The organism is Janthinobacterium sp. BJB304 (assembly GCF_002735765.1).
Classification (GTDB): domain Bacteria; phylum Pseudomonadota; class Gammaproteobacteria; order Burkholderiales; family Burkholderiaceae_D; genus Janthinobacterium.
This window is the reverse complement of record NZ_PDZN01000009.1, coordinates 167,717-186,384: the sequence shown is the minus strand read 5'-3', so window position 1 is coordinate 186,384 and position 18,668 is coordinate 167,717. Positions and strand designations below refer to the sequence as shown.

The following is an 18,668-nucleotide window of genomic DNA, read 5'->3' as shown; positions in this document are numbered from 1 at the left end:
CATTATAACCAATACACGACCACGTACAGGCCCAGCCAGACGACGTCGACAAAGTGCCAGTACCAGGCGGCGCCTTCGAAGCCGAAGTGGTGCTCGGGCGTGAAGTGGCCTTTCAGCACGCGGTACAGGATGACGGACAGCATGATGGCGCCCAGGGTCACGTGGAAGCCGTGGAAGCCCGTCAGCATGAAGAAGGTGGCGCCGTAGATGCCGGACGTCAATTTCAAGTTCAGTTCGCTGTAGGCGTGCATGTATTCGTAGACCTGGAAGCCCATGAAGATGGCGCCCAGCACGATGGTGGCGAACAGGAACAGGGCCGTCATGGCGCGGTGGCCGGCGCGCAGCGCGTGGTGGGAAATCGTCAAGGTGACGCCCGACGTCAGCAGCAGGGCCGTATTGATGGTCGGAATCCAGAACGGCGTCATGGTGGTAAATTCCTGCACCGTGCCGGCCGGGCCCGTATTGCCCCAGTGGGCGGCGAAATCGGGCCAGATCACCTTGTGGTCGAGGTCGGCCAGCCACGGCATCGAGATGCTACGCGCGTAGAACAGGGCGCCGAAGAAGGCGGCGAAGAACATGACTTCCGAAAAGATGAACCAGCTCATGCTCCAGCGGAAGGAGTGGTCGATGCGCTCGCTGTACAGGCCCTGCTCCGATTCGCTGATGGCGTCGCCGAACCAGAAATACAGCACCAGCAGGATGCCCGCGATGCCCAAGTAATTCACGTATGGTCCCCAGGAGACGTCGTTGACCCAGGCCGAGGCACCGATCATGGTCAGCAGCAGGCTGGCGCCGCCCAGCATGGGCCAGCGCGACGGGCCGGGCACGAAATAATAAGGTACGGCGGCGTGGTTGGAACTCATCATCATCTCCTCAAAAACTTATAGGGTGGTTTTTTATAATTTATAAAACGACGAATTTAACAATTGAAATCAGGATGCCGATCAGGCAAGCCACCACCAGGAAACCGGCGATGACGATGTGCACGGGATTGAGCTTGGCCGAGTCCGTGTCGAAATCGCTCTTGCGGCGCAGTCCCGTGAACGACCAGACGACGGCCCGCAGCGAATACAGGAACGACGCTTTTTCAGACTGCTTGGATTCGTCCATGACACTCTCCTATTGGACGGCCGGCGTTTGAGCCTGGCTCAGACCGGCAATCTCGAAAAACGTGTACGACAGGGTGATGGTCTTCACCTCTTTCGGCAGGGCCGGATCGAGGAAGAACACCACCGGCATCTGCCGCGCTTCCTTCGGTTTCAAGGTCTGCTGCTTGAAGCAGAAGCACTCGACCTTCTTGAAATGCGGCGTGGCGCTCTGCGGCGCGTAGCTGGGGATGGCTTGCGCGTTGACGACGCGGTTTTGTGTATTGACCACTTCATACATGACGGTCACCAGTTCGCCCGGATGCACCTGCATGCTCGAGACGGTCGGGCGGAAACGCCAAGGCCCTTGCGCATTGCCGTCGAACTCGACGGTGATGCTGCGCGTCGTATCAACCTGCGTATTGTTGTCGTAAGCCACCGTGCCATCTTTTTGCGTCAGCACGTTGATGCCCATCACTTCGCAAATCTGCTTGTAGACGGGAATCAGGGCATAGCCAAAACCGAACATCAGCACGGCAATGACGAGCAGCTTGCCCAGCATCTTGCGGTTCAGGCCGCGTGTTTCCTGTTGGTGGGGCGTCGTCACGTCAGAGCCACATGCGCTTGACGAACACGGACAGGAAGAAGAAGGCCGCCAGGGCCCCCAGTATCAGCCCGGTACGCAGGTTGTTCGGTTTTTTACGTTCGGTCATGACAGGCACTTTATTCAAGACGGGCCGCGCAACACGCCGGCCCGGGATACCTCATTTCACTGTCGGCGGCGTTTCAAACGTGTGGAACGGCGCCGGGCTCGGCACGGTCCATTCCAGGCCTTCCGCGCCTTCCCATGGTTTCGCTGGCGCAGCCTTGCCGCCGCGGATGGTCGGCAAGACGACGAAGAACAGGAAGTACACCTGCATCAGGCCGAAACCGAAGCCGCCGATCGAGGCGATCATATTAAAGTCCGTGAACTGCGCCGGATAATCGGCGTAGCGGCGCGGCATGCCGGCCAGGCCCAGGAAGTGCATCGGGAAGAAGGTCACGTTGAACGTGATCAGCGACAGCCAGAAGTGGATCTTGCCGCGCGTCTCGTTGTACATATGGCCCGTCCATTTCGGCGACCAGTAGTAGAAACCGGCGAACAGGGCGAACAGCGAACCGGCCACCAGCACGTAGTGGAAGTGCGCCACCACATAATAGGTATCCTGCAGCTGGATGTCGATCGGCGTGACGGCCAGGATCAGGCCCGTGAAGCCGCCCATGGTAAACACGAAGATGAAGCCGACCGAGAACAGCATCGGCGTTTCGAACGTCATCGAGCCCTTCCACATCGTGGCGATCCAGTTGAACACTTTCACGCCCGTCGGCACGGCGATCAGCATGGTCGCGTACATGAAGAACAGCTGGCTCGTCACCGGCATGCCGGTGGTAAACATGTGGTGCGCCCAGACGATGAAGGACAGAATCGCGATCGACGCCGTGGCGTAGACCATCGAGGCATAGCCGAACAATGGCTTGCGGGCAAACGCGGGCAGAATCTGCGAGACGATGCCGAAAGCCGGCAGAATCATGATGTAGACCTCGGGATGGCCGAAGAACCAGAAGATGTGCTGGTACATGACGGGGTCGCCGCCGCCTGCCGCATTAAAGAACGAGGTGCCGAAATGGCGGTCCGTCAGGGTCATGGTGATGGCGCCGGCCAGCACGGGCATGACGGCGATCAACAGATACGCGGTAATGAGCCAGGTCCAGCAGAACATCGGCATTTTCATCAGGGTCATGCCGGGGGCGCGCATGTTCAGGATGGTGACGATGATGTTGATCGAACCCATGATGGACGAGGCGCCCATCAGATGCATTGCAAAAATCGCCATGTCCATGCCGGGGCCCATCTGCGTCGACAGCGGTGCATACAGGGTCCAGCCGGCAGCCGTGGCGCCACCCGGTACGAGGAAGGACGTGGCCAGCAGCAGCGCGGCCGGCGGCAGCAGCCAGAACGAGAAGTTGTTCATGCGGGCAAACGCCATGTCGGAAGCGCCCACTTGCAGCGGGATCATCCAGTTGGCGTAGCCGACGAAGGCCGGCATGATGGCGCCAAACACCATCACCAGGCCGTGCATGGTGGTCAGTTGATTAAAAAATTCCGGGTGAAAGAATTGCAAGCCCGGATGAAACAGTTCCGTACGGATCATCAGGGCCAGCACGCCGCCCGACAGCAGCATGATGAACGAGAACCACAGGTACAAGGTGCCGATATCCTTGTGGTTGGTGGCAAACAGCCAGCGGCGGTAGCCGGTCGGGTGGTCGTGGGCATGGTCGTGACCGGCGTGGTCCAAGGTGCTCGTGCTAGTACTCATATGCGGCTCCTAATTACTTGCGTGCAGCCACGACTTCGGCTGGTTGAACGATGTTCTCTGCGGCCTTGTTCGACCAGGAATTGCGCGTGTAAGTGATCACTGCGGCAATTTCCGTGTCGGACAGCTGTTTCCATGCTGGCATTTCCGCGGGATACTTGCCGCTCTTTTGCCCGTTCAGCAAGACGTGGATCTGATCGGCTTTCGGGCCGTTCACCACGGCCGAGCCGTCCAGCGGCGCAAATGCCCCCGGTACGCCCTTGCCGGTCGCCTGGTGGCAGACCACGCAGTTGGCCGTATACACTTTCTCGCCCTTGACCTTCAATTCGTCGATGGTCCACACCTTGCTTGGATCATCAGCCAATGCGGCCATTTCCTTTTGTTTTACATCAACCCAAGCCTTGTAGTCGTCGGCTGACACGACCTTGACGACGATGGGCATGAACGCGTGTTCCTTGCCGCACAGCTCGGCGCAATTGCCGCGGAAGGTGCCGATATGGTCGGCCTTGAACCAGGTGTCGCGCACGAAGCCGGGAATCGCATCCTGCTTGACGCCGAAGGCGGGCACGGACCAGGCGTGGATGACGTCGTTGGCCGTCAGTACCACGCGGATCTTCTTGTTGACCGGCACGACGACTTCGTTATCGACTTCGATCAGGTAATTTTCGCCCCGTTTTTCCGTCGGCGGCGCGCCTGGCGCACCCACTTGCGAGCGCGGCGTGGCCAGGTTGGAGAGGAAGGAAATGCCTTCGCCCTCGCCTTTCAGGTAGTCATAGCCCCATTTCCACTGCATGCCGGTGGCCTTGATGGTGATGTCGGCGTTCGAGGTGTCCTTCATGCCGACCACGGTGCGCGTGGCAGGCAGGGCCATGCCGATGACGATCAGGAAAGGCACGACGGTCCAGGCGATCTCGACGGTGGTGCTTTCGTGGAAAGTGGCCGGCTTGTGGCCCAGGGACTTGCGGTGCTTGAAGATGGAATAGAACATGACGCCGAACACCGCCACGAAGATCACCAGGCAGATGATCATCATCAGGGTGTGCAAATCGTAGATTTCATGGGCGATCTGTGTCGCCGGCGGTTGCAGATTCATTTCGAACGGCACGGGACCGCCGGTGCCGGGATAGGTGCTGGCAGCCGGTGCCGCCGTGGCCCATCGCCCGATGCCAAACGCTGTCAAAGACAGCCCGAGCAGCAACGATTGAAGTCGCTTTGCATGTGTCATGTTTTCCCCAACCACCCAAAAATAATGATATTTTAAACGGCTGCGGATTTCTCCGTACTGGACCGCTGCCGCTCCTCCATGAAAGCAACACGGCCGGAATGCGGCCATGTGCGTCAAGCACCAGCGAATTCCATGCTGGCTGCCGCAGCAAAAAACGGCGGCGCGCAACCATGCTGGAACCCTGTTTTTCTTCCCCACATCGAAATGGCCTCGTGTGGAAGATGGTTACTATACTAATGCAGTAACTTCGAATAAGTCTCGCTTTGTTTTTTTTATTTTGTATGCAGCCCTTGTTTTTTTCAATTAGCAAGCTGACAAACAATCAATGATTATAATCAAGTAAACTTGAATCCATCAAGCAATAATCGGCTTTGTGCGCGCCCTTCTCCCGGCCGCCGCGCGCTTTGCAACGCCAAGTTGCCACATCGCGCGCGAATGCGACCAAGTATCGGTTTCTTTGCCATTTTATTTAGGCTTGCGCGGCAGATCGAAGCGGATGATCGCTTCGCCATTGCGCGTCACGCGCGGCGCGGGACGGAAGGCATGGCCATAGATCACTTCGAAACTCAGACCCAGCTTGCCGTCGGGACGACGCGTCTTTTCCAGCGCGGCCAGCATGCGCTGCCAGGCCGCCTTGCCCATCAGGCCGCGCCGGCGCGTGGTGAGCGGGTTGCCGCCAAAGGCGCGCACGTCGGCCAGCAGTTTTTCTGCCGTGTCGTAGGTGACGGTGATGATCTCCATGTCCAGCACGGGCGTGGAAAAGCCCGTCTCGACCAGCATGTCGCCAAAGTCGTGCATATCGACAAAGGGCAAGGCGTGCGGATATAAATCGGCCTCGGCAAACGCGTCGCGCACTTCGCGGAAGGTGTCGGGGCCGAAGCAGGAAAACATCAGCAAGCCATCGAGGCGCAGCGCGCGCCGCCATTCGGCAAACACGCGGTCGGGCTGGGCATGCCAGTGCAGCGCCAGATTCGACCACACGAGGTCGATGCTGCCCTGCGCCAGCGGCAGGTCGCCCAGGTCGCCGCACAACAAATCCACGCCTGTCTTGGCCGGCAGCAACTTGCTAAGGAACTGGTTCAGGCTGGCCAGTTTCGACGCGGGCGCGCGCGCCGCCTGCATCATCGCTTGCGCTGCATCGAGACCGATAATCTGCGCAGCGGGATAATCCTTGTGCAATTGCGCCAGGTCCGCGCCGGGGCCGCAACCGGCGTCAAGCACGCGATGCGGCGTGATTTTCACCAGCTCCAGGCGCTCGTGCATGCGTGCCGACACTTCGCGGCGCAGGAAGTCCGACGGCGCGACGCGCGCCGGACGGGAAAAGAAATCGCGTACTTGCACCGCATCGATGGGCGCACTCATTTTGGGCGGACTGGTGGGAACTGGCATGTTGAATCGGGTGAGGTGAGATAATGTCGGCAGTGTACATGGAACGACGCCATCGCGATGCGGACCGCTACCCGGCAACAATTTGATGCCGCCTGGCGGGCGTTGCGACTGTGGCTAGGCGCCACCGTGCTGCCGGCCCAGTGCGCGCTGTGCGGCATGGGTTGCCCGCAAGTGCTGTGCCCGCCTTGCCGCGCGCAGTACCTGGGGCAAGGACGCGGGCAACTGCGCCACCGCTGCCGCCAGTGCGCCAATCCGCTCGCTGACATTGAGGTGGCTCAACTCTGCGGGCGCTGTTTGCGCCAGCAGCCCGCATATGACGCCACCGTCACGGCGTTTGACTATGCGGCGCCCGTCGACCAGTTGCTGCTGCAGCTGAAATTCGGCGCGCGCCTGGCGTTGGCGCCCCTGTTCGCAGAACTGCTGCATGTTGCCATTCAGCAACAGCAGGAGTGGCAAGCGCCACAATTGCTGTGCCCGGTGCCCTTGGGCCCGGCACGGCTGGCCGAGCGGGGTTTTAACCAAGCGCTGGAAATTGCCCGCCCGCTGGCGCGCCTGCTGGATATACCTTTACAGCCCCGGCTGGCGCTGCGGGTGCGCGAAACGCGGGCGCAAAGCGGCGTGGCGCCGCAGGAACGGCAAGCCAACCTGGCGCACGCGTTCGCCATCGCGCCGGACCATGCGGCGTTATTGCCAGGATGCCATGTCGGCATCGTCGACGACGTGATGAGCAGCGGCCATACCGTCAACGCCCTGGCGGCCGCCTGCAAGCGCGCGGGGGCGGCCAGGGTCAGCATATTGGTGGTGGCGCGCACGCCGCCGCATTAAATTCGCTGTATATATGAGAGATAGACCAAGGAGAGCATTTTGTTTCACGTTGTTTTGGTAGAACCTGAAATCCCGCCCAATACGGGCAACGTCATCCGCCTGTGCGCGAACACGGGCGCGCAGCTGCATCTGGTCGAACCGCTGGGCTTTCCCCTCGACGATGCCAAGATGAAGCGCGCCGGCCTCGATTACCACGATTACGCGAAGATGAAGGTGCACAAGAATTGGGCAGCCTTCCTGGCCGATACCCAGCCCGACCCCGCCCGCATGTTCGCCATGACGACGCGCGGCTCGCGCCCGTTCGGCGACGTGGCCTTCCTGCCGGGCGACGTGTTCGTGTTCGGCTCGGAAACGAAAGGCCTCGATCCAGCCCTGCGCGACGGTTTCCCGGCAGAGCAACGCATCCGCCTGCCCATGCGCCCCGACAACCGCAGTTTGAATTTATCGAATACGGTGGCCGTCGTTGTCTACGAGGCCTGGCGCCAGCATGGATACGCCGGCGGCGCGTAGGTCGGATTAGGCCCAAGGGGCCGTAATCCGACAACATTGTTGGCGTTAGTGGTGTTGTCGGATTACGCGGGGCTTTACCCCGCTAATCCGACCTACGCATTTGCATACGGCGATCAGCGCAGCGCCAGCCGCGCCGCGCCGCTATTGTCGTCCAGCATCACCAGCTGCGTGCGCAAATCGCGCGTGGCGGCCAGCTTGCCATTCACGTACAGATTCGTCTTGACGCCGTACACGCCTTGCGACACGCCGGCCGGCAAGGTCAGCTCGAACGAGTTTTCAAAGCGACCGCCCGATTTGTTGTTGCTGGCCAGGGCTTTCGAGCCGGACTTGAATGGCTGGCCTTGCGGGTCGAGCACCACCAGTTCTTCGCGCACGTCGTTGACGCTTTGCGCGCTGCCGTTGACCAGCTCCACCACGGAGTTGACCTTGAACGGCTGGCCGCGCTTGACGGTCGACGCGCTCAGCTGCGGCGTGTACGACACCACTTGCGGCTCGCGCGGCAAGGCGCCGCGCGTACGGATGTAGTCGCGGTCCGCCTGCGCCGCCGTCTTGGTCTGGCGCGAATTGACATTGATGGCCAGGCAACCGGCCGCCGCCAGGCCACCGCCGATGGCCGCGCCCTTCAGCGCGCCATTCTTGCCGCCCGCCAGCGCCCCCAGCAGCGCGCCCACGGCCGCACCGGCCGCCGCCGACGTGCCCACGCTGCACGGATCCTCATCCGTGGCCGCCTGGGCGCCGCCTTGCGGATAGGAACTGTCCTGGCGCACGCCGTTCGGGCTCATAGTCGCCGTGGCGCAGCCGGTCAGCATGGCCGCGATGGTCAGCGCAGCGACGGCGCGCAAGGTGGTGTGATTCAGCATGGTGACTCCCGGATGACTAATTGATCGTTGTTTCCGTCTGCAGCACTTGCCGTTCGCGCTCGCGGATGCGGCGCGACAGATTGTCGATGCGCGCATTGCCCGGATCGACGCGGCGCGCGCTTTCCAGATACGTCTTGGCCGCATCGAACTTACCTTCCAACAATGAACGCTCGGCATCGCGCAGGAACGATTGCGCCATCTCGTTACGCATGGCCGCGCCGCTATCGACGGGCGACGTTTCCAGCGGACGGCGTTCGGTCACCACTGGACGTTCGACCGCGCGCGCGGGCGCCGGTTCCTGCTGTGCCGGCATTGCTGCCGGCGCCGGTGACGGGGCAGAAACGGGCGCCGCCATCGACAGCGCCTGCACGTCGGCCTTCAGCTGCGGCAATTCCACCGCTTCGCGGTCGATCGCTTCCAGCCTGGCGATGCCATTACGGGCCGCCGTCGCATCCTTGCCATCGAGCGCCTGGCGCACGCCGACCAGCACGGACGCGGCTGCCGCCTGCTGGCGCGCCAGCTGCTTGCGCAAGGAATCCACGCTGGCAGCGCCCGCGCAATCGATGTCGAGCCCGGCAATGCCCCTGGCGGCGCTTTGCAATTGATGGCCGTCAATATTGCGCTCGATGGCGCGCACGCCGCGCTGGCAACTGCCCGATGCGGCACCGGCCTTGCCGATCGCCGCCTGCAGATCGTCGGCCTTGGCGCTGGACTTGCCCGTACACACATTTTTCGCCGTCGCCAACTTCTGGCGGGCGCCGTCCAGGCTGCCATTCGCCACCAGTTTCAAGCCACTGTCGATGGCGTCATTGCAGGCCGATTCACTCTTGCCGCCCGGCTTGCCATTCATGTAGACGATGACGGCCGCCAGCACGACGGCGCCGCCCAGCCAGCGCAGCCACTTGCGCGGCGGCGGTGGTGTTGCTGGTGCAGGCGCCGGTGGCGGCACGGGCTTTGGCGCGGCCTGCGGCGGCACCGGCGCCGGAGCCGGAGCCGGCTTGGGCGGCGCTTTCGGCGCAGACGCGGGCACCACCGGCTGGGGCGGCGGCTTCGGCGCCACTGGCGGCGATACTGGCGCCGGCGCCGGCGCCGCCACCGGCACAGGCAGCGGCGGCGGCATGGCCGCGGCTGGCTGGACTACGCCAGCCTGCGCCTGCCCGCAGTAGGGGCAATGGCTGACAACGGTCCACAGGCCCGTCTTGCATTTGTTGCAGATATCCAAAACTAATCCTTCATTCCAACGTCATTCCAGCGTTCACAGAGGCGGCGGCATCAACGGTGGCGGCGCGCTGAGGAACAAGGGCGCCAGCTCGGGGAACTGGGCCAGCTCGGCCCAGGCTGGCAAACCGGCGCGCCACACCTTGGTGGTGGCTGGCACGACCTGCCCCCCCTGCACGTACTGCACGATCTGCTGGGCCGTGAACGGTCCCTGCTGCTGGCCGTTTATGCCCAGGAAATACTGGTATTCCACCAGCGGCGGCGGCATGCCGCCCAGCGGTGGCGGCACCATGCCGAAGGCCGGCGCCACGCCAGCGGCCGGCGCGCTGGCCGGGCGCAGCAATTGCTCCAGGCGTCCCGCTTCCAGCATTTCTCCCTTGATCGCATATTTCAACCGGGGCTGGCCGTCCGCTTCCGGCTCGCGCACTTCCCAGTCGTAAGCGTCGCCGTCGGAGTCGCCGATCACGTTCGCCCATTCCTTCAGGCGCCCCAGCAAGGCTTGCACCGTGCGGTCGAGCTCATCGCTGGCCATGCCCTTGCGGCGCGCCGATTCGCGCAGGCGCGCGCCCAGCTCGGCGGAAATGGCGCTGCCAAAGCCGACGTACGGCAGCTGCGAGCCATCGGCCTGCGCCACCAGCTTGGGCGCATACACGGTGCGTTCATAGTATTTTGCCAGCGCCGCCATGGCCGCCGTCTGCACGGCGTCAAGCGCCGTCAATTTTTCCTCGATGCGCAGGGCGATATTTTTCTCGTACGAGGCAGGCATGCCGTTCTGGCGGATGGCCCGTTCGTTGCCGATGCGGCGCAGGTCGCCCGGTTCGACGGCAAACTGGTACTGGCCTGGCGGCACGACTCTGCCCGTGTGGCGCGTCAGCACGCCCAGCATGATCGCTTGCAGGAACTCGCCGAAATCCTCGGCCAGGCGCTTCATTTCATCGGTATTGGGCGCGATCGGGTGCGTGAATTGCGTCGGATCGATATGCGTGTGGGTCGGCGCCTTGTCGTTGTCGCCTTCCTTGCGGTAGCTGGTGCGCCAGCCTTCCAGGCCGCGCAGCACCGTCATCGGCACGCCGGCCAGCTCGCAATAGCAGACGGCGCGCCCGCGGATGCCCGTCTCGACGATTTCCAGCTGGCTCACCGTGATGCCCACCTGGGTCGGCACGCACGATTCGAGCTCGGCGCCGAACTTCGCCTTGAAGGCGGCCGCGTTGGCCACGCCGATCACGCACTTGAACTGGTCCGACACGACCGTGAAGTCGCCCGCCATGTTGGCGTCGATCCAGGGCATGGAGCAGGCCAGCAGCTTGCGGAAGCGGTCCAGGCGTTCGGATACGTCCATCTGTTCCAGCGCCTCGAACAGGGGGTCGGGCGTGCTCGTCGCCCCTTCGGCCAGGCCCGCCGTGGCGATCATGTTCTCGGCCATGCGCGTCACCTTGGCCAGGATCAAGCCCCGTTGCGCCGGTTCGCCCAGCATGGGGAACAGCGCTTTCGAGCCGCCCATGTCCTTGAACGCTTCATCGGCCCACTGGCGCAAGGTGGCCGCCGACGGCAGCGCAATGTCTTTTTCCGTGACGGGAATGACGATCAGGGTCGCGTGTTCCTTGTCCAGGTCCTTTTGCAGGATGGTATTGGCCGTTTTGAGTTCCGCCAGCATGGCCAGCACGCCTTCGCGGCCCGTTTGCAGTTCGCCCACCAGGCCATTCCACTGCGCGCGGCCCTGCGCATCGACGCCGACCCGGTTGCCCAGCCAGCGCGACAGCTCGCCCAGCAGGATGACGGACTCGTCCGCCGCCTTGGCCCGCAAATGGAATTTCAGCGCATTCGCCATTTCCGTGCGCAGATGGTCCATCACCACGCCCGCCTGCTTTTCGCCATTGCTGAGGAAGCCGAAGGTGCTGCGCGTCTGCTCCAGGTTGTTCAACAGCCGCTCGTATTCGCGCGAGCGCACGGCTTCCTTGATTTCGCGGTAGCGCTCGGCATTCGCGCCGATCTGCGCCGTCAAGCCGCTGCCCGGCGCCTCGATGCGGTCCTTGATCTGTTCCACCAGCGACAACACGTATTCCAGGCCGCCGAATTCTTTATTGTCAAGATAGCCATACAACTGGTCGCGCACGACTTTCTTGACGTCGTCGAGCACTTCGCGGCGGCGCTTGCTGATGCGGTCTTCCGTCGTATCGGCCGTGGAATCCTGGTCGCGCACGGCATCGCGTTCCAGGTGTTTCATGGCGTCGCGCACCTGCGCCGGCCATTCGCCGCGGTCGAAACCCGTGCGGATATCGTTGATGCGCGTATTGACGCGGTTTTCCACGCCGGCCAGCAAGTGGCCGTGGCGGTCTTCCAGCAATTCGTCGACGACGCGAAAATCGATGAAGTCGCCGCTGGAGCGCTTCAGTTCGATGCTCTTGTCCGAAAATTCGGGGAAATCGCTGAACGGCGTGCCCTTCAGGAACATATTTGCGGCGAGGAAATTATCGCGCTGCGTATCCGTGGCGCGGTTGGCGCCCGCATCCGTGCCGCCCACGCCAAAGAACGCTTGCAGCATGGCGCCGGCCCAGCGGTGGGCACGCTCGTCGCGCGCCGCTTCCTGGCGCGTATCGAGCACGGCCATGCCGAACGAGGAAAAGCGCTTCGAGAAATACAGGCGCATGTCGCCGAAGCGGTCTTGCGGCACGGGCGCGTTGTACAGCGAGTTCTTGTGCTGCGCCTGGTTGACGGCGATCGAGCGCTTGGCGCGGGCGAAGTCGGCCGAGGCGAAATCCTCGAACAGCGAGTCGGCCACCATGTGGTAAACGTCGCTGACATCCTTGGTGTGCTGCTGGGCAAGATTGCCCGAATCGATCAGGTACACCTCGCTGTACGGCTCGCGCGTCAGCTCCGGACGGTCGTACGCATCCCAGCGGCCCACATAGCCCTTGTTGCCCATCATGGCCGATTCCAGCTCCATCAGCGCCGCATAGCCGTTGGCCTCGACCCGGTCCTTGTTGGCCTTGGTGTAGCCGGTCGGCAAGAACAGCATCAGCTCCACGTCGGCCGCGCCCACTTCGCTGCGCGCCAGCCAGCGCGCCAGCAAGCCCATGTCGAGGAAGGAACCGGACCCCGTGCCGCCCGCCACGGAACCGACGATGACGATGCGGAAACGGTTCGTTTCCATGCGCAAACCCAGTTCGGCCAGCTGGCGCTCGTGCGACAGGCCCGCCTTCAGCGCTTTCAGCTTCAAACGGATCTTGTCGCGGATCTTCGCGTATTTGTCGAAGAAATACAGGCGCGACACGGCGCGGATCTGCCCGGCGCCGCTGCTCATGTCGAAACGCAGCTCGCGGATGCGCTGCGGCGTCAGCGGCAACCATTCCTTGATGTGCGGATATTTCTCCAAGGAATCTTCATCACGGCTGTACTTGTCCATGTCGAACGATTCGACCACCTTGTCGTCGTCCGTGAACTTCACCTGGTCGAACTGCAAGTCCTTCGCCTGCGACTCGCCGCTTTCGATCACGGCGCCATTGTCGAGGTCGAAATGGATGAATTGCGCGATGGGAAAGTCGGCCAAGCCCTCGATGCGCGTGCGGTTGCCCGCGCCGCCCCACAGGGTGTTGAGGATGCGCCGGCGCACGCGCATCAGCACCTGCATGCCCGTGCCGCCGATGCCGATGAACAGGGTCGGGCGCAGTTCGATGATCTTGTCCTGCTTGCGCTCGTTGGCGCCGCCGGGGATGGTTTGGTTCAGGTTCTCTGCCATGGTGATTCCTTCGATGATGCGTGCAACGGCGTATTCTTAGCGGCGGCTGGAAGTAAAGGTCAACAGTAACGCGACCAGGCCCACCAGTACCAGCGGTCCCATGAACAGCGGCGCGAGGAATTTATGCGCATTCACGGCCGCCAGCACGACACCCGTCGCCAGGCTGGCCAGGAAGATGAACAGCCACCAGCCCGAGGCATTGGCCTTGTTCGGCGGCACGCGCTTGGCCACCAGGCCATTTGCATAGGCATTCTTGGCAAAGAAAAAGGCGATGAACAGCAGCAACAGCACGACGCCGCCGACCAGGGTGTCGCGCGACGAGGTGTCGGTCGTGCTGGCAGGATCGAGCGCGGGTGCAGCTTCGGTAGTGGCCGTGGTGGATGCTGGTGCGCCCGGCGCATCGGCGGCCGGCGGCGCGGATGCCGGGGCCGGCAAGGTAAAGCCTGCGTTGTCTTTTGGAGTCTCTTGCGCCATGGTATGCCTCTGGTGGATTTGAATAGTTTAAAAGGAAATCGTTATCAGGCCAGGCTCAGGGTATGGCCTTCGGCCACGCGCACGACGGCCGGCTTGCCCAGGCCACGCTTGAGTTCGCCAATGTCGCGGCCGTCATCGTCGCGGATCTGCACGCTTTTGAATGGTTTGAGCAGCACTTGCCGCTGCACGCCGTCGGCCATCACCTTGTAGCGCGTGGCGCGCGTGCCAAGCAAACCCAGCGCCAGCAAACCCAGCACGAGCGCCAGCACGCCGCCGAGTATCACCAGCACGGGCAAGAGCGGATACTGGATGCGCACCAGCAGCGGGATCGTCGCCTGCGACGCGCGCACGCTGTCGGGCGGCGTGAACATGCCGGAGATCGGATCGCCGGGGAACAGTTCCTGCAAATCCTTGCCGAAGCTGGACGCCAGCGCCAGCCGCTGTTCCGACAGGCCCACCTGCGCCTGCATGGGCAGCAGCACCTGCTTGCCCATGGCGGCCATCGCCTGCGCTGACCACGGCGACGGAATCTGCGCCATCGGCAACGCAAACTGCACCTGCACGGACTGGCTGGCACCCGGCTGCAATTGGCGGATTTGATCTGGCGCAACGTGCAGCGGCGCGTTCTGGCCCGCCAGGCTGGCGTGCACCCTGGCGCTGTCGATCACGTACGGGAAAAACATGTTTTGCAGCGACGCCTGCAGCACCACTTGCGGCACCAGGTTCGCCGCATCGACGTCGAGCACGATGGTGCGCCCGTCGCGGCCCAGGCTGGCGTGCACATTGGCGCTGTTCTTGACGGACTGGGGCACGATGCGCACGGCATCCTGGTCCACCGGTTTCAGCCGCGCGGGCGGACGCGTCAGCACTTGCGACAGCCGCCCCTCGGCCAGGATGCGGGTCAACGCCTCGGACGCGGGCTGGCCATACGCGAGCGCATACACCATCAAGCCCTTGGCGCTGTACAGCTTGCCCTGCACGGGCATGCGCAGCGGAAACACCACCGTCTTGGTGATCGACGGTTCCAGGTGCAGCAAGCGGTAAAAATCGCGGTTGCGCTCGGCCGTCTGGCTGTCGTTGTTCGGGCTGTTCTTGTTATTCGTAAAAATCCACACGATGCCGGACGCGGACTGGAACGGGCCCGTGATGGTCTTGGTCACGGCTTCCTGGAAATCCGTGTCGGCCAGCGCGCCGCCGGCGCTCTTGCGCGCCAGACCCAAGTTCGCCAGCTGGCCGGCCACGCCGGCGCCGCCCTGCCCTTGCCCGATCAGCGCTGGCGACACATTGCTGCCGCTGCTCTGGCTGAAGGCCAGGGTGTAGACCTTGTCGGACGGACTCGTCGCAGCCTGCGCCACGGCGCCCACCAGGGCTTTCAGCTGCGAATGCTCATCCGTGTAGAACGGCTCCATCCAGCCCGAGTTTTGCACCAGAAACGCTTGCTGGATGCCGGCCGCATGCGCGGCGGCGGCGCTGAAAAACGCGGCACTGGCCACGGTCAGTAAGCGCGCCTTCATGCCTGCAAGGCCCAGCCATCGATGCGCGACAGCAGCGGGTGGTAGGCCCACAGCATGCCTTCATGCACAAACAGGCGCACGCGCCACGGCTCGCTGACGGCGAACGTGTGGAACACGGTCTCGCGCAATTCGTCGTCCTGCACCAGCTGGGCCGCCAGGCGCTCGCTCGAGCGCAGCACGCTCGACAGGCCGGCGCTGGTGGCGAACTTGACGCCGAAGACGCTGCTGCCCCCGCCCGATTCCAGCAAGGGCATGACGGCCTGGTTCTTGCCGCCATCGTCGCCGTGTTCCGGTTCTTCCCACGGCGCCGTTTTCAGCTTGGCGGCGAAGCGGTAATTGAAGCTGCCCGAACACAGGCGCGGCGCCAGCGCGTCGGCCCGCTCGGACTGCGCGCCCAGTTTCACGTAGACATAGGTGCCGCGGCTGCGCTCGAAGCACAGCTGCCACAGGCCGCCATCGCGCGACACGTACGGGCTGCCGAATTCGAAATGCGGCACCAGCCCTTCGGGCCAGGGCGTAAACGAAGCGGCCACGTTGCCGTCCGGCTGCAGCTGCAGCCGGAGCTGGCCGTTGGCGCAAGGCCACACGGCCATGCGGTTGTAGGCCACGGGGGCGCTGACGGTGCCCAGGTCGACCACGCCGTCGAGCAGCACATCGCTGCCCGGCTTTTGTTGCGCATCAAGGTTGACGAAGCGGATGCGGCCATCGTCGTCGCGCAGCGGTGCCCACAGGCGGCTCTGGAACCAAACGGGCGCGGCCACGCACGGCGCGCCGCCCACGTGCTCGACCTCGTAGGTCAGCGAAGGCACGTCGGGACGGATGCAGGCCAGGCCATGGCTGGTCGGCAAGACCAGCACGCTATTGAATTCCGGCACCAGCTCGGCGCGCCAGGCGCCGTGGGCCAGGTCCGATTCGGCCAGCAAGCTGCCATAGTCGGGGTCCAGCGCCAGCCAGCGTTTCGAAGCGGGCAGCCAGGCGTGCAGGACGGCCTTGCGCGGGTCGAGCGCCAGCAGCGCGGGCGCGCTGGTGCCGAACCGGGCGGAAAAGAATTCGTATTCGCCGGGCGGCGGCATGGGCAGCGAGGCATCGGCTTGCGCATGCTCTTCGCGCGCACGCTGGTCGGCCAGCTTCAGCGGTACGCTGGCCTGGCGCAAGCCGGCCGGACCGGCCGGCGGCACATCGCTGACAGGATGCGCGCCGAAAGGAGGAACCCAAGGCGCCACCCCGGACGGCGTGGCGGCCGCCTCGGGCGGCACTTGCAAGGCCGCGCCCGAGGCGGGGTCGAACGCAAATTCGGGCGGAAACTGCCGCACGGGCGCGCCGGCCGCCGCGGGCAGGCGCCGCGCCAGCATCAGCTTGCCGATATCGGCATGGCTCACCAAAGGCGAGACGTTCTGGCCGTCCGCGCTGCGCTGCATGCTCCATGCGCCCGCGTCATCGACGTACCAGGCGCCGGAGGGCAGTGGCCAATCCCCAGAAGTTTTATGATCCATGTATTTTCTATGACAAGCAATGCATATCAGACGGTGTAACGTGCTGGGGCTGTCGAAACGAAGTCGCAGCCCTGGCAGTTCTCATAGTAACGTCTTTTTATCTGTATGGAAACATTGACGACGGTCCTCAGCCCTGCTGCGTCCGCACTTTCGTCAACAGCTTGGTGGTCGAGCGGTCGTGCGCGAAATCGATGGCCACGGCCTGGCCGCCATACGCCAGCACGGCGCGTCCTTCGGGGATGGCCGCCATGTCGTAGTCGCCGCCCTTGGCATAGATTTCCGGTTCGATCTCCTGCACCACTTCCAGGGCGCTGTCTTCCGAGAACGGCACGACCAGGCTCACCGCTTCCAGCGCGGCCAGCACGGCCATGCGGTCTTCACAGCTGTTCAGGGGACGATCGTCGCCCTTGCCCAGGCGTTTCACCGAAGCATCAGTATTCACGGCAACGATCAGCGAGGCGCCCAGCGCGCGCGCCTGCGCCAAATACGTCACGTGGCCGCGGTGCAAAATGTCGAACACGCCGTTCGTCACTACCACCGGTTTCGGCAGGGCCGCGGCGCGGGCGCGCAATTCGTCACGGCCGCACAGTTTGTTTTCAAAATCAGGCATGGATATCTCTTGTTGGGTTAAATACGGTCACACTCAGGCGTGGCTATCGCCTTGGATGCCAGCGGCATCGCGGCGCCAGGCATCGATCAAGGCCAGAATGGCAGGATCCAGGCCCTCTTCGGCGATGCGATCTTGCCGGTAATAAATCATCAGCGCATACACGCCGGCCAGGCGGCTGACGGGTGGCGACAGCGCATATTCATTGCCGCGCGCCGGTTGCCGGGCACGCCAGTAATTGATCGCCGCTTCCAGCGCCTGCATCCGCAGTTCCATCGCCCTCTCCTTCCGCCGCCCGCTCCCGCATTATAGGGGGCGATCCGCTACAATACGCCATCGGCGCCACAGTTTCACGTTTGCGCCACCTTTCATTCATTGCAAGTAAGTACTTCCTGTGTTTCAATCAACCTATGACACTGACTGAACTGAAATATATCGTTGCAGTCGCGCGAGCGAAGCACTTCGGCCACGCCGCCGAAGCCTGTTTCGTTGCCCAGCCCACCCTGTCAGTGGCCATCAAGAAACTCGAAGACGAATTGGGCGTGGTCCTGTTCGAACGGGGCGGCGCGGAAATCTCCGTCACGCCCCTGGGCGCGCAGATCATCGCGCAAGCCGAGCGCGTGCTGGAACAGACGGCCGCCATCAAGGAACTCGCCAAGCAGAACAAGGATCCGCTGGCCGGCCCCCTGCGCCTGGGCGTGATCTATACGATCGGCCCCTACCTGCTGCCGCCGCTGGTCAAGGCCATGATAGACCAGGTGCCGCAGATGCCTTTGATTTTGCAGGAAAACTTCACGGTTCGCCTGCTCGAATTGCTGCGCCAAGGCGAACTGGACGTGGCCATCATGGCACTGCCCCTGCCCGATCACGGCATGGCCATCCAGGCACTGTATGACGAACCGTTCGTCGTGGCCATGCCGCGCCAGCATCCGTGGACGGCGCGTGAAAAAATCGCCGCACAGGACCTGAAATCGGAAACCATGCTGTTGCTGGGCAATGGCCACTGCTTCCGCGACCAGGTGCTGGAAGTGTGCCCCGAAATGGCGCGCTTTTCCTCGCCCGGCAACGGCATGCAGCGCACGTTCGAAGGTTCCTCTCTGGAAACCATCCGCCACATGGTGGCCAGCGGTATCGGCCTGACGGTCTTGCCGCGCGCCTCGGTCGCCAATATGCACGCCACCGACGGCATGCTCGAATACCGGCCCTTCGCCACCCCCGTGCCATCGCGCCGGGTAGTGATGCTGTGGCGCAAGAGTTTTACGCGCAAGGCGGCCATCGACGCCCTGTGCGCGGCCATCGCCGGCTGCAACTTGCCTGGCATCACCCCCTTGTGCGAAGACGACGAATAGTACATTTGCATACTATTTGCGATAATCGA

Annotated in this window: 18 protein-coding genes; 3 read left to right on the top strand and 15 right to left on the bottom strand. The window is 63.3% G+C overall.

All coding sequences use genetic code 11. The features are described 5' to 3' along the window. Positions 1 to 2: 2 nt before the first annotated feature. From CSQ95_RS13105 to CSQ95_RS13080, 7 genes are all read right to left on the bottom strand, one after another. Positions 3 to 863 carry a cytochrome c oxidase subunit 3 gene (locus CSQ95_RS13105; protein ID WP_070222559.1) on the bottom strand — a complete coding sequence of 287 codons (861 nt, stop codon included), beginning with the start codon at positions 861 to 863 and terminating at the stop codon, positions 3 to 5. Between the two features lie 40 nt (positions 864 to 903). Further along, complete coding sequence (locus tag CSQ95_RS13100) at positions 904 to 1,110, bottom strand: DUF2970 domain-containing protein (RefSeq protein WP_099409818.1); 207 nt, start codon at positions 1,108 to 1,110, stop codon at positions 904 to 906. A 9-nt stretch (positions 1,111 to 1,119) separates the two neighbouring features. Beyond that, positions 1,120 to 1,692 (bottom strand): cytochrome c oxidase assembly protein, encoded by a 573-nt coding sequence (locus CSQ95_RS13095; protein WP_099409817.1) that lies wholly within the window; start codon positions 1,690 to 1,692, stop codon positions 1,120 to 1,122. A gap of 1 nt (position 1,693) precedes the next feature. Continuing rightward, on the bottom strand, positions 1,694 to 1,798 hold the full coding sequence (locus CSQ95_RS29840; RefSeq protein WP_211551746.1) for a cytochrome oxidase small assembly protein: 105 nt from the start codon (positions 1,796 to 1,798) through the stop codon (positions 1,694 to 1,696). A gap of 51 nt (positions 1,799 to 1,849) precedes the next feature. Beyond that, the gene (ctaD, locus tag CSQ95_RS13090) at positions 1,850 to 3,442 is read right to left on the bottom strand and encodes a cytochrome c oxidase subunit I (protein ID WP_071079424.1); all 1,593 of its coding nucleotides are present in this window, start codon (positions 3,440 to 3,442) and stop codon (positions 1,850 to 1,852) included. Between the two features lie 13 nt (positions 3,443 to 3,455). Next, positions 3,456 to 4,664, bottom strand: coding sequence for a cytochrome c oxidase subunit II (gene coxB, locus CSQ95_RS13085; RefSeq protein WP_070222560.1), 1,209 nt, complete (start codon positions 4,662 to 4,664; stop codon positions 3,456 to 3,458). A gap of 465 nt (positions 4,665 to 5,129) precedes the next feature. Continuing rightward, positions 5,130 to 6,053: a methyltransferase domain-containing protein gene (locus tag CSQ95_RS13080; protein WP_227742101.1), complete on the bottom strand. Its 924-nt coding sequence runs from the start codon at positions 6,051 to 6,053 to the stop codon at positions 5,130 to 5,132. A 57-nt stretch (positions 6,054 to 6,110) separates the two neighbouring features. On the opposite strand from CSQ95_RS13080, the gene CSQ95_RS13075 reads away from it, so the two are divergent. Then, a complete protein-coding gene (locus CSQ95_RS13075) occupies positions 6,111 to 6,878 on the top strand; it encodes a ComF family protein (protein ID WP_099409816.1) in 768 nt (255 codons plus the stop codon). 39 nt (positions 6,879 to 6,917) lie between these two features. Further along, positions 6,918 to 7,388, top strand: coding sequence for a tRNA (uridine(34)/cytosine(34)/5-carboxymethylaminomethyluridine(34)-2'-O)-methyltransferase TrmL (gene trmL / locus CSQ95_RS13070; protein ID WP_070222564.1), 471 nt, complete (start codon positions 6,918 to 6,920; stop codon positions 7,386 to 7,388). Positions 7,389 to 7,501: 113 nt separating this feature from the next. Here trmL and CSQ95_RS13065 read toward each other — a convergent pair whose 3' ends face one another. From CSQ95_RS13065 to CSQ95_RS13030, 8 genes are all read right to left on the bottom strand, one after another. Further along, positions 7,502 to 8,248 (bottom strand): hypothetical protein, encoded by a 747-nt coding sequence (locus CSQ95_RS13065; RefSeq protein WP_070312379.1) that lies wholly within the window; start codon positions 8,246 to 8,248, stop codon positions 7,502 to 7,504. A 16-nt stretch (positions 8,249 to 8,264) separates the two neighbouring features. Further along, the gene (locus CSQ95_RS13060; RefSeq protein ID WP_099409815.1) at positions 8,265 to 9,470 is read right to left on the bottom strand and encodes a hypothetical protein; all 1,206 of its coding nucleotides are present in this window, start codon (positions 9,468 to 9,470) and stop codon (positions 8,265 to 8,267) included. A 33-nt stretch (positions 9,471 to 9,503) separates the two neighbouring features. Further along, positions 9,504 to 13,202: a tubulin-like doman-containing protein gene (locus CSQ95_RS13055; RefSeq protein ID WP_099409814.1), complete on the bottom strand. Its 3,699-nt coding sequence runs from the start codon at positions 13,200 to 13,202 to the stop codon at positions 9,504 to 9,506. Between the two features lie 36 nt (positions 13,203 to 13,238). Further along, positions 13,239 to 13,676: a hypothetical protein gene (locus tag CSQ95_RS13050; RefSeq protein ID WP_099409813.1), complete on the bottom strand. Its 438-nt coding sequence runs from the start codon at positions 13,674 to 13,676 to the stop codon at positions 13,239 to 13,241. Between the two features lie 44 nt (positions 13,677 to 13,720). Then, a complete protein-coding gene (locus CSQ95_RS13045; protein ID WP_099409812.1) occupies positions 13,721 to 15,190 on the bottom strand; it encodes a hypothetical protein in 1,470 nt (489 codons plus the stop codon). Then, positions 15,187 to 16,683, bottom strand: a complete 1,497-nt coding sequence (locus CSQ95_RS13040) for a hypothetical protein (RefSeq protein WP_143449965.1) — start codon at positions 16,681 to 16,683, stop codon at positions 15,187 to 15,189. Before CSQ95_RS13040 ends, CSQ95_RS13045 begins: the two co-directional genes overlap by 4 nt. A 127-nt stretch (positions 16,684 to 16,810) precedes the next feature. Beyond that, entirely contained in the window at positions 16,811 to 17,293 is a 483-nt protein-coding gene (rfaE2, locus tag CSQ95_RS13035) for a D-glycero-beta-D-manno-heptose 1-phosphate adenylyltransferase (protein WP_070290092.1), read from the bottom strand. A 33-nt stretch (positions 17,294 to 17,326) separates the two neighbouring features. Beyond that, positions 17,327 to 17,566 (bottom strand): DUF3717 domain-containing protein, encoded by a 240-nt coding sequence (locus CSQ95_RS13030; protein WP_099409810.1) that lies wholly within the window; start codon positions 17,564 to 17,566, stop codon positions 17,327 to 17,329. A gap of 134 nt (positions 17,567 to 17,700) precedes the next feature. On the opposite strand from CSQ95_RS13030, the gene CSQ95_RS13025 reads away from it, so the two are divergent. Further along, on the top strand, positions 17,701 to 18,639 hold the full coding sequence (locus tag CSQ95_RS13025) for a hydrogen peroxide-inducible genes activator (RefSeq protein ID WP_099409809.1): 939 nt from the start codon (positions 17,701 to 17,703) through the stop codon (positions 18,637 to 18,639). Positions 18,640 to 18,668: the final 29 nt, after the last annotated feature.

What these genes read in the sequence shown, in the direction of transcription:
- rfaE2 (WP_070290092.1), bottom strand. Translation starts at nt 17,293, where the DNA reads ATGCCTGATTTTGAAAACAAACTGTGCGGCCGTGACGAATTGCGCGCC.
- CSQ95_RS13065 (WP_070312379.1), bottom strand. Translation starts at nt 8,248, where the DNA reads ATGCTGAATCACACCACCTTGCGCGCCGTCGCTGCGCTGACCATCGCG.
- CSQ95_RS13100 (WP_099409818.1), bottom strand. Translation starts at nt 1,110, where the DNA reads ATGGACGAATCCAAGCAGTCTGAAAAAGCGTCGTTCCTGTATTCGCTG.
- CSQ95_RS13040 (WP_143449965.1), bottom strand. Translation starts at nt 16,683, where the DNA reads ATGGATCATAAAACTTCTGGGGATTGGCCACTGCCCTCCGGCGCCTGG.
- CSQ95_RS13080 (WP_227742101.1), bottom strand. Translation starts at nt 6,053, where the DNA reads ATGCCAGTTCCCACCAGTCCGCCCAAAATGAGTGCGCCCATCGATGCG.
- CSQ95_RS13025 (WP_099409809.1), top strand. Translation starts at nt 17,701, where the DNA reads ATGACACTGACTGAACTGAAATATATCGTTGCAGTCGCGCGAGCGAAG.
- ctaD (WP_071079424.1), bottom strand. Translation starts at nt 3,442, where the DNA reads ATGAGTACTAGCACGAGCACCTTGGACCACGCCGGTCACGACCATGCC.
- CSQ95_RS13045 (WP_099409812.1), bottom strand. Translation starts at nt 15,190, where the DNA reads ATGAAGGCGCGCTTACTGACCGTGGCCAGTGCCGCGTTTTTCAGCGCC.
- CSQ95_RS13030 (WP_099409810.1), bottom strand. Translation starts at nt 17,566, where the DNA reads ATGGAACTGCGGATGCAGGCGCTGGAAGCGGCGATCAATTACTGGCGT.
- CSQ95_RS29840 (WP_211551746.1), bottom strand. Translation starts at nt 1,798, where the DNA reads ATGACCGAACGTAAAAAACCGAACAACCTGCGTACCGGGCTGATACTG.
- CSQ95_RS13105 (WP_070222559.1), bottom strand. Translation starts at nt 863, where the DNA reads ATGAGTTCCAACCACGCCGCCGTACCTTATTATTTCGTGCCCGGCCCG.
- CSQ95_RS13075 (WP_099409816.1), top strand. Translation starts at nt 6,111, where the DNA reads ATGCGGACCGCTACCCGGCAACAATTTGATGCCGCCTGGCGGGCGTTG.
- CSQ95_RS13055 (WP_099409814.1), bottom strand. Translation starts at nt 13,202, where the DNA reads ATGGCAGAGAACCTGAACCAAACCATCCCCGGCGGCGCCAACGAGCGC.
- coxB (WP_070222560.1), bottom strand. Translation starts at nt 4,664, where the DNA reads ATGACACATGCAAAGCGACTTCAATCGTTGCTGCTCGGGCTGTCTTTG.
- CSQ95_RS13050 (WP_099409813.1), bottom strand. Translation starts at nt 13,676, where the DNA reads ATGGCGCAAGAGACTCCAAAAGACAACGCAGGCTTTACCTTGCCGGCC.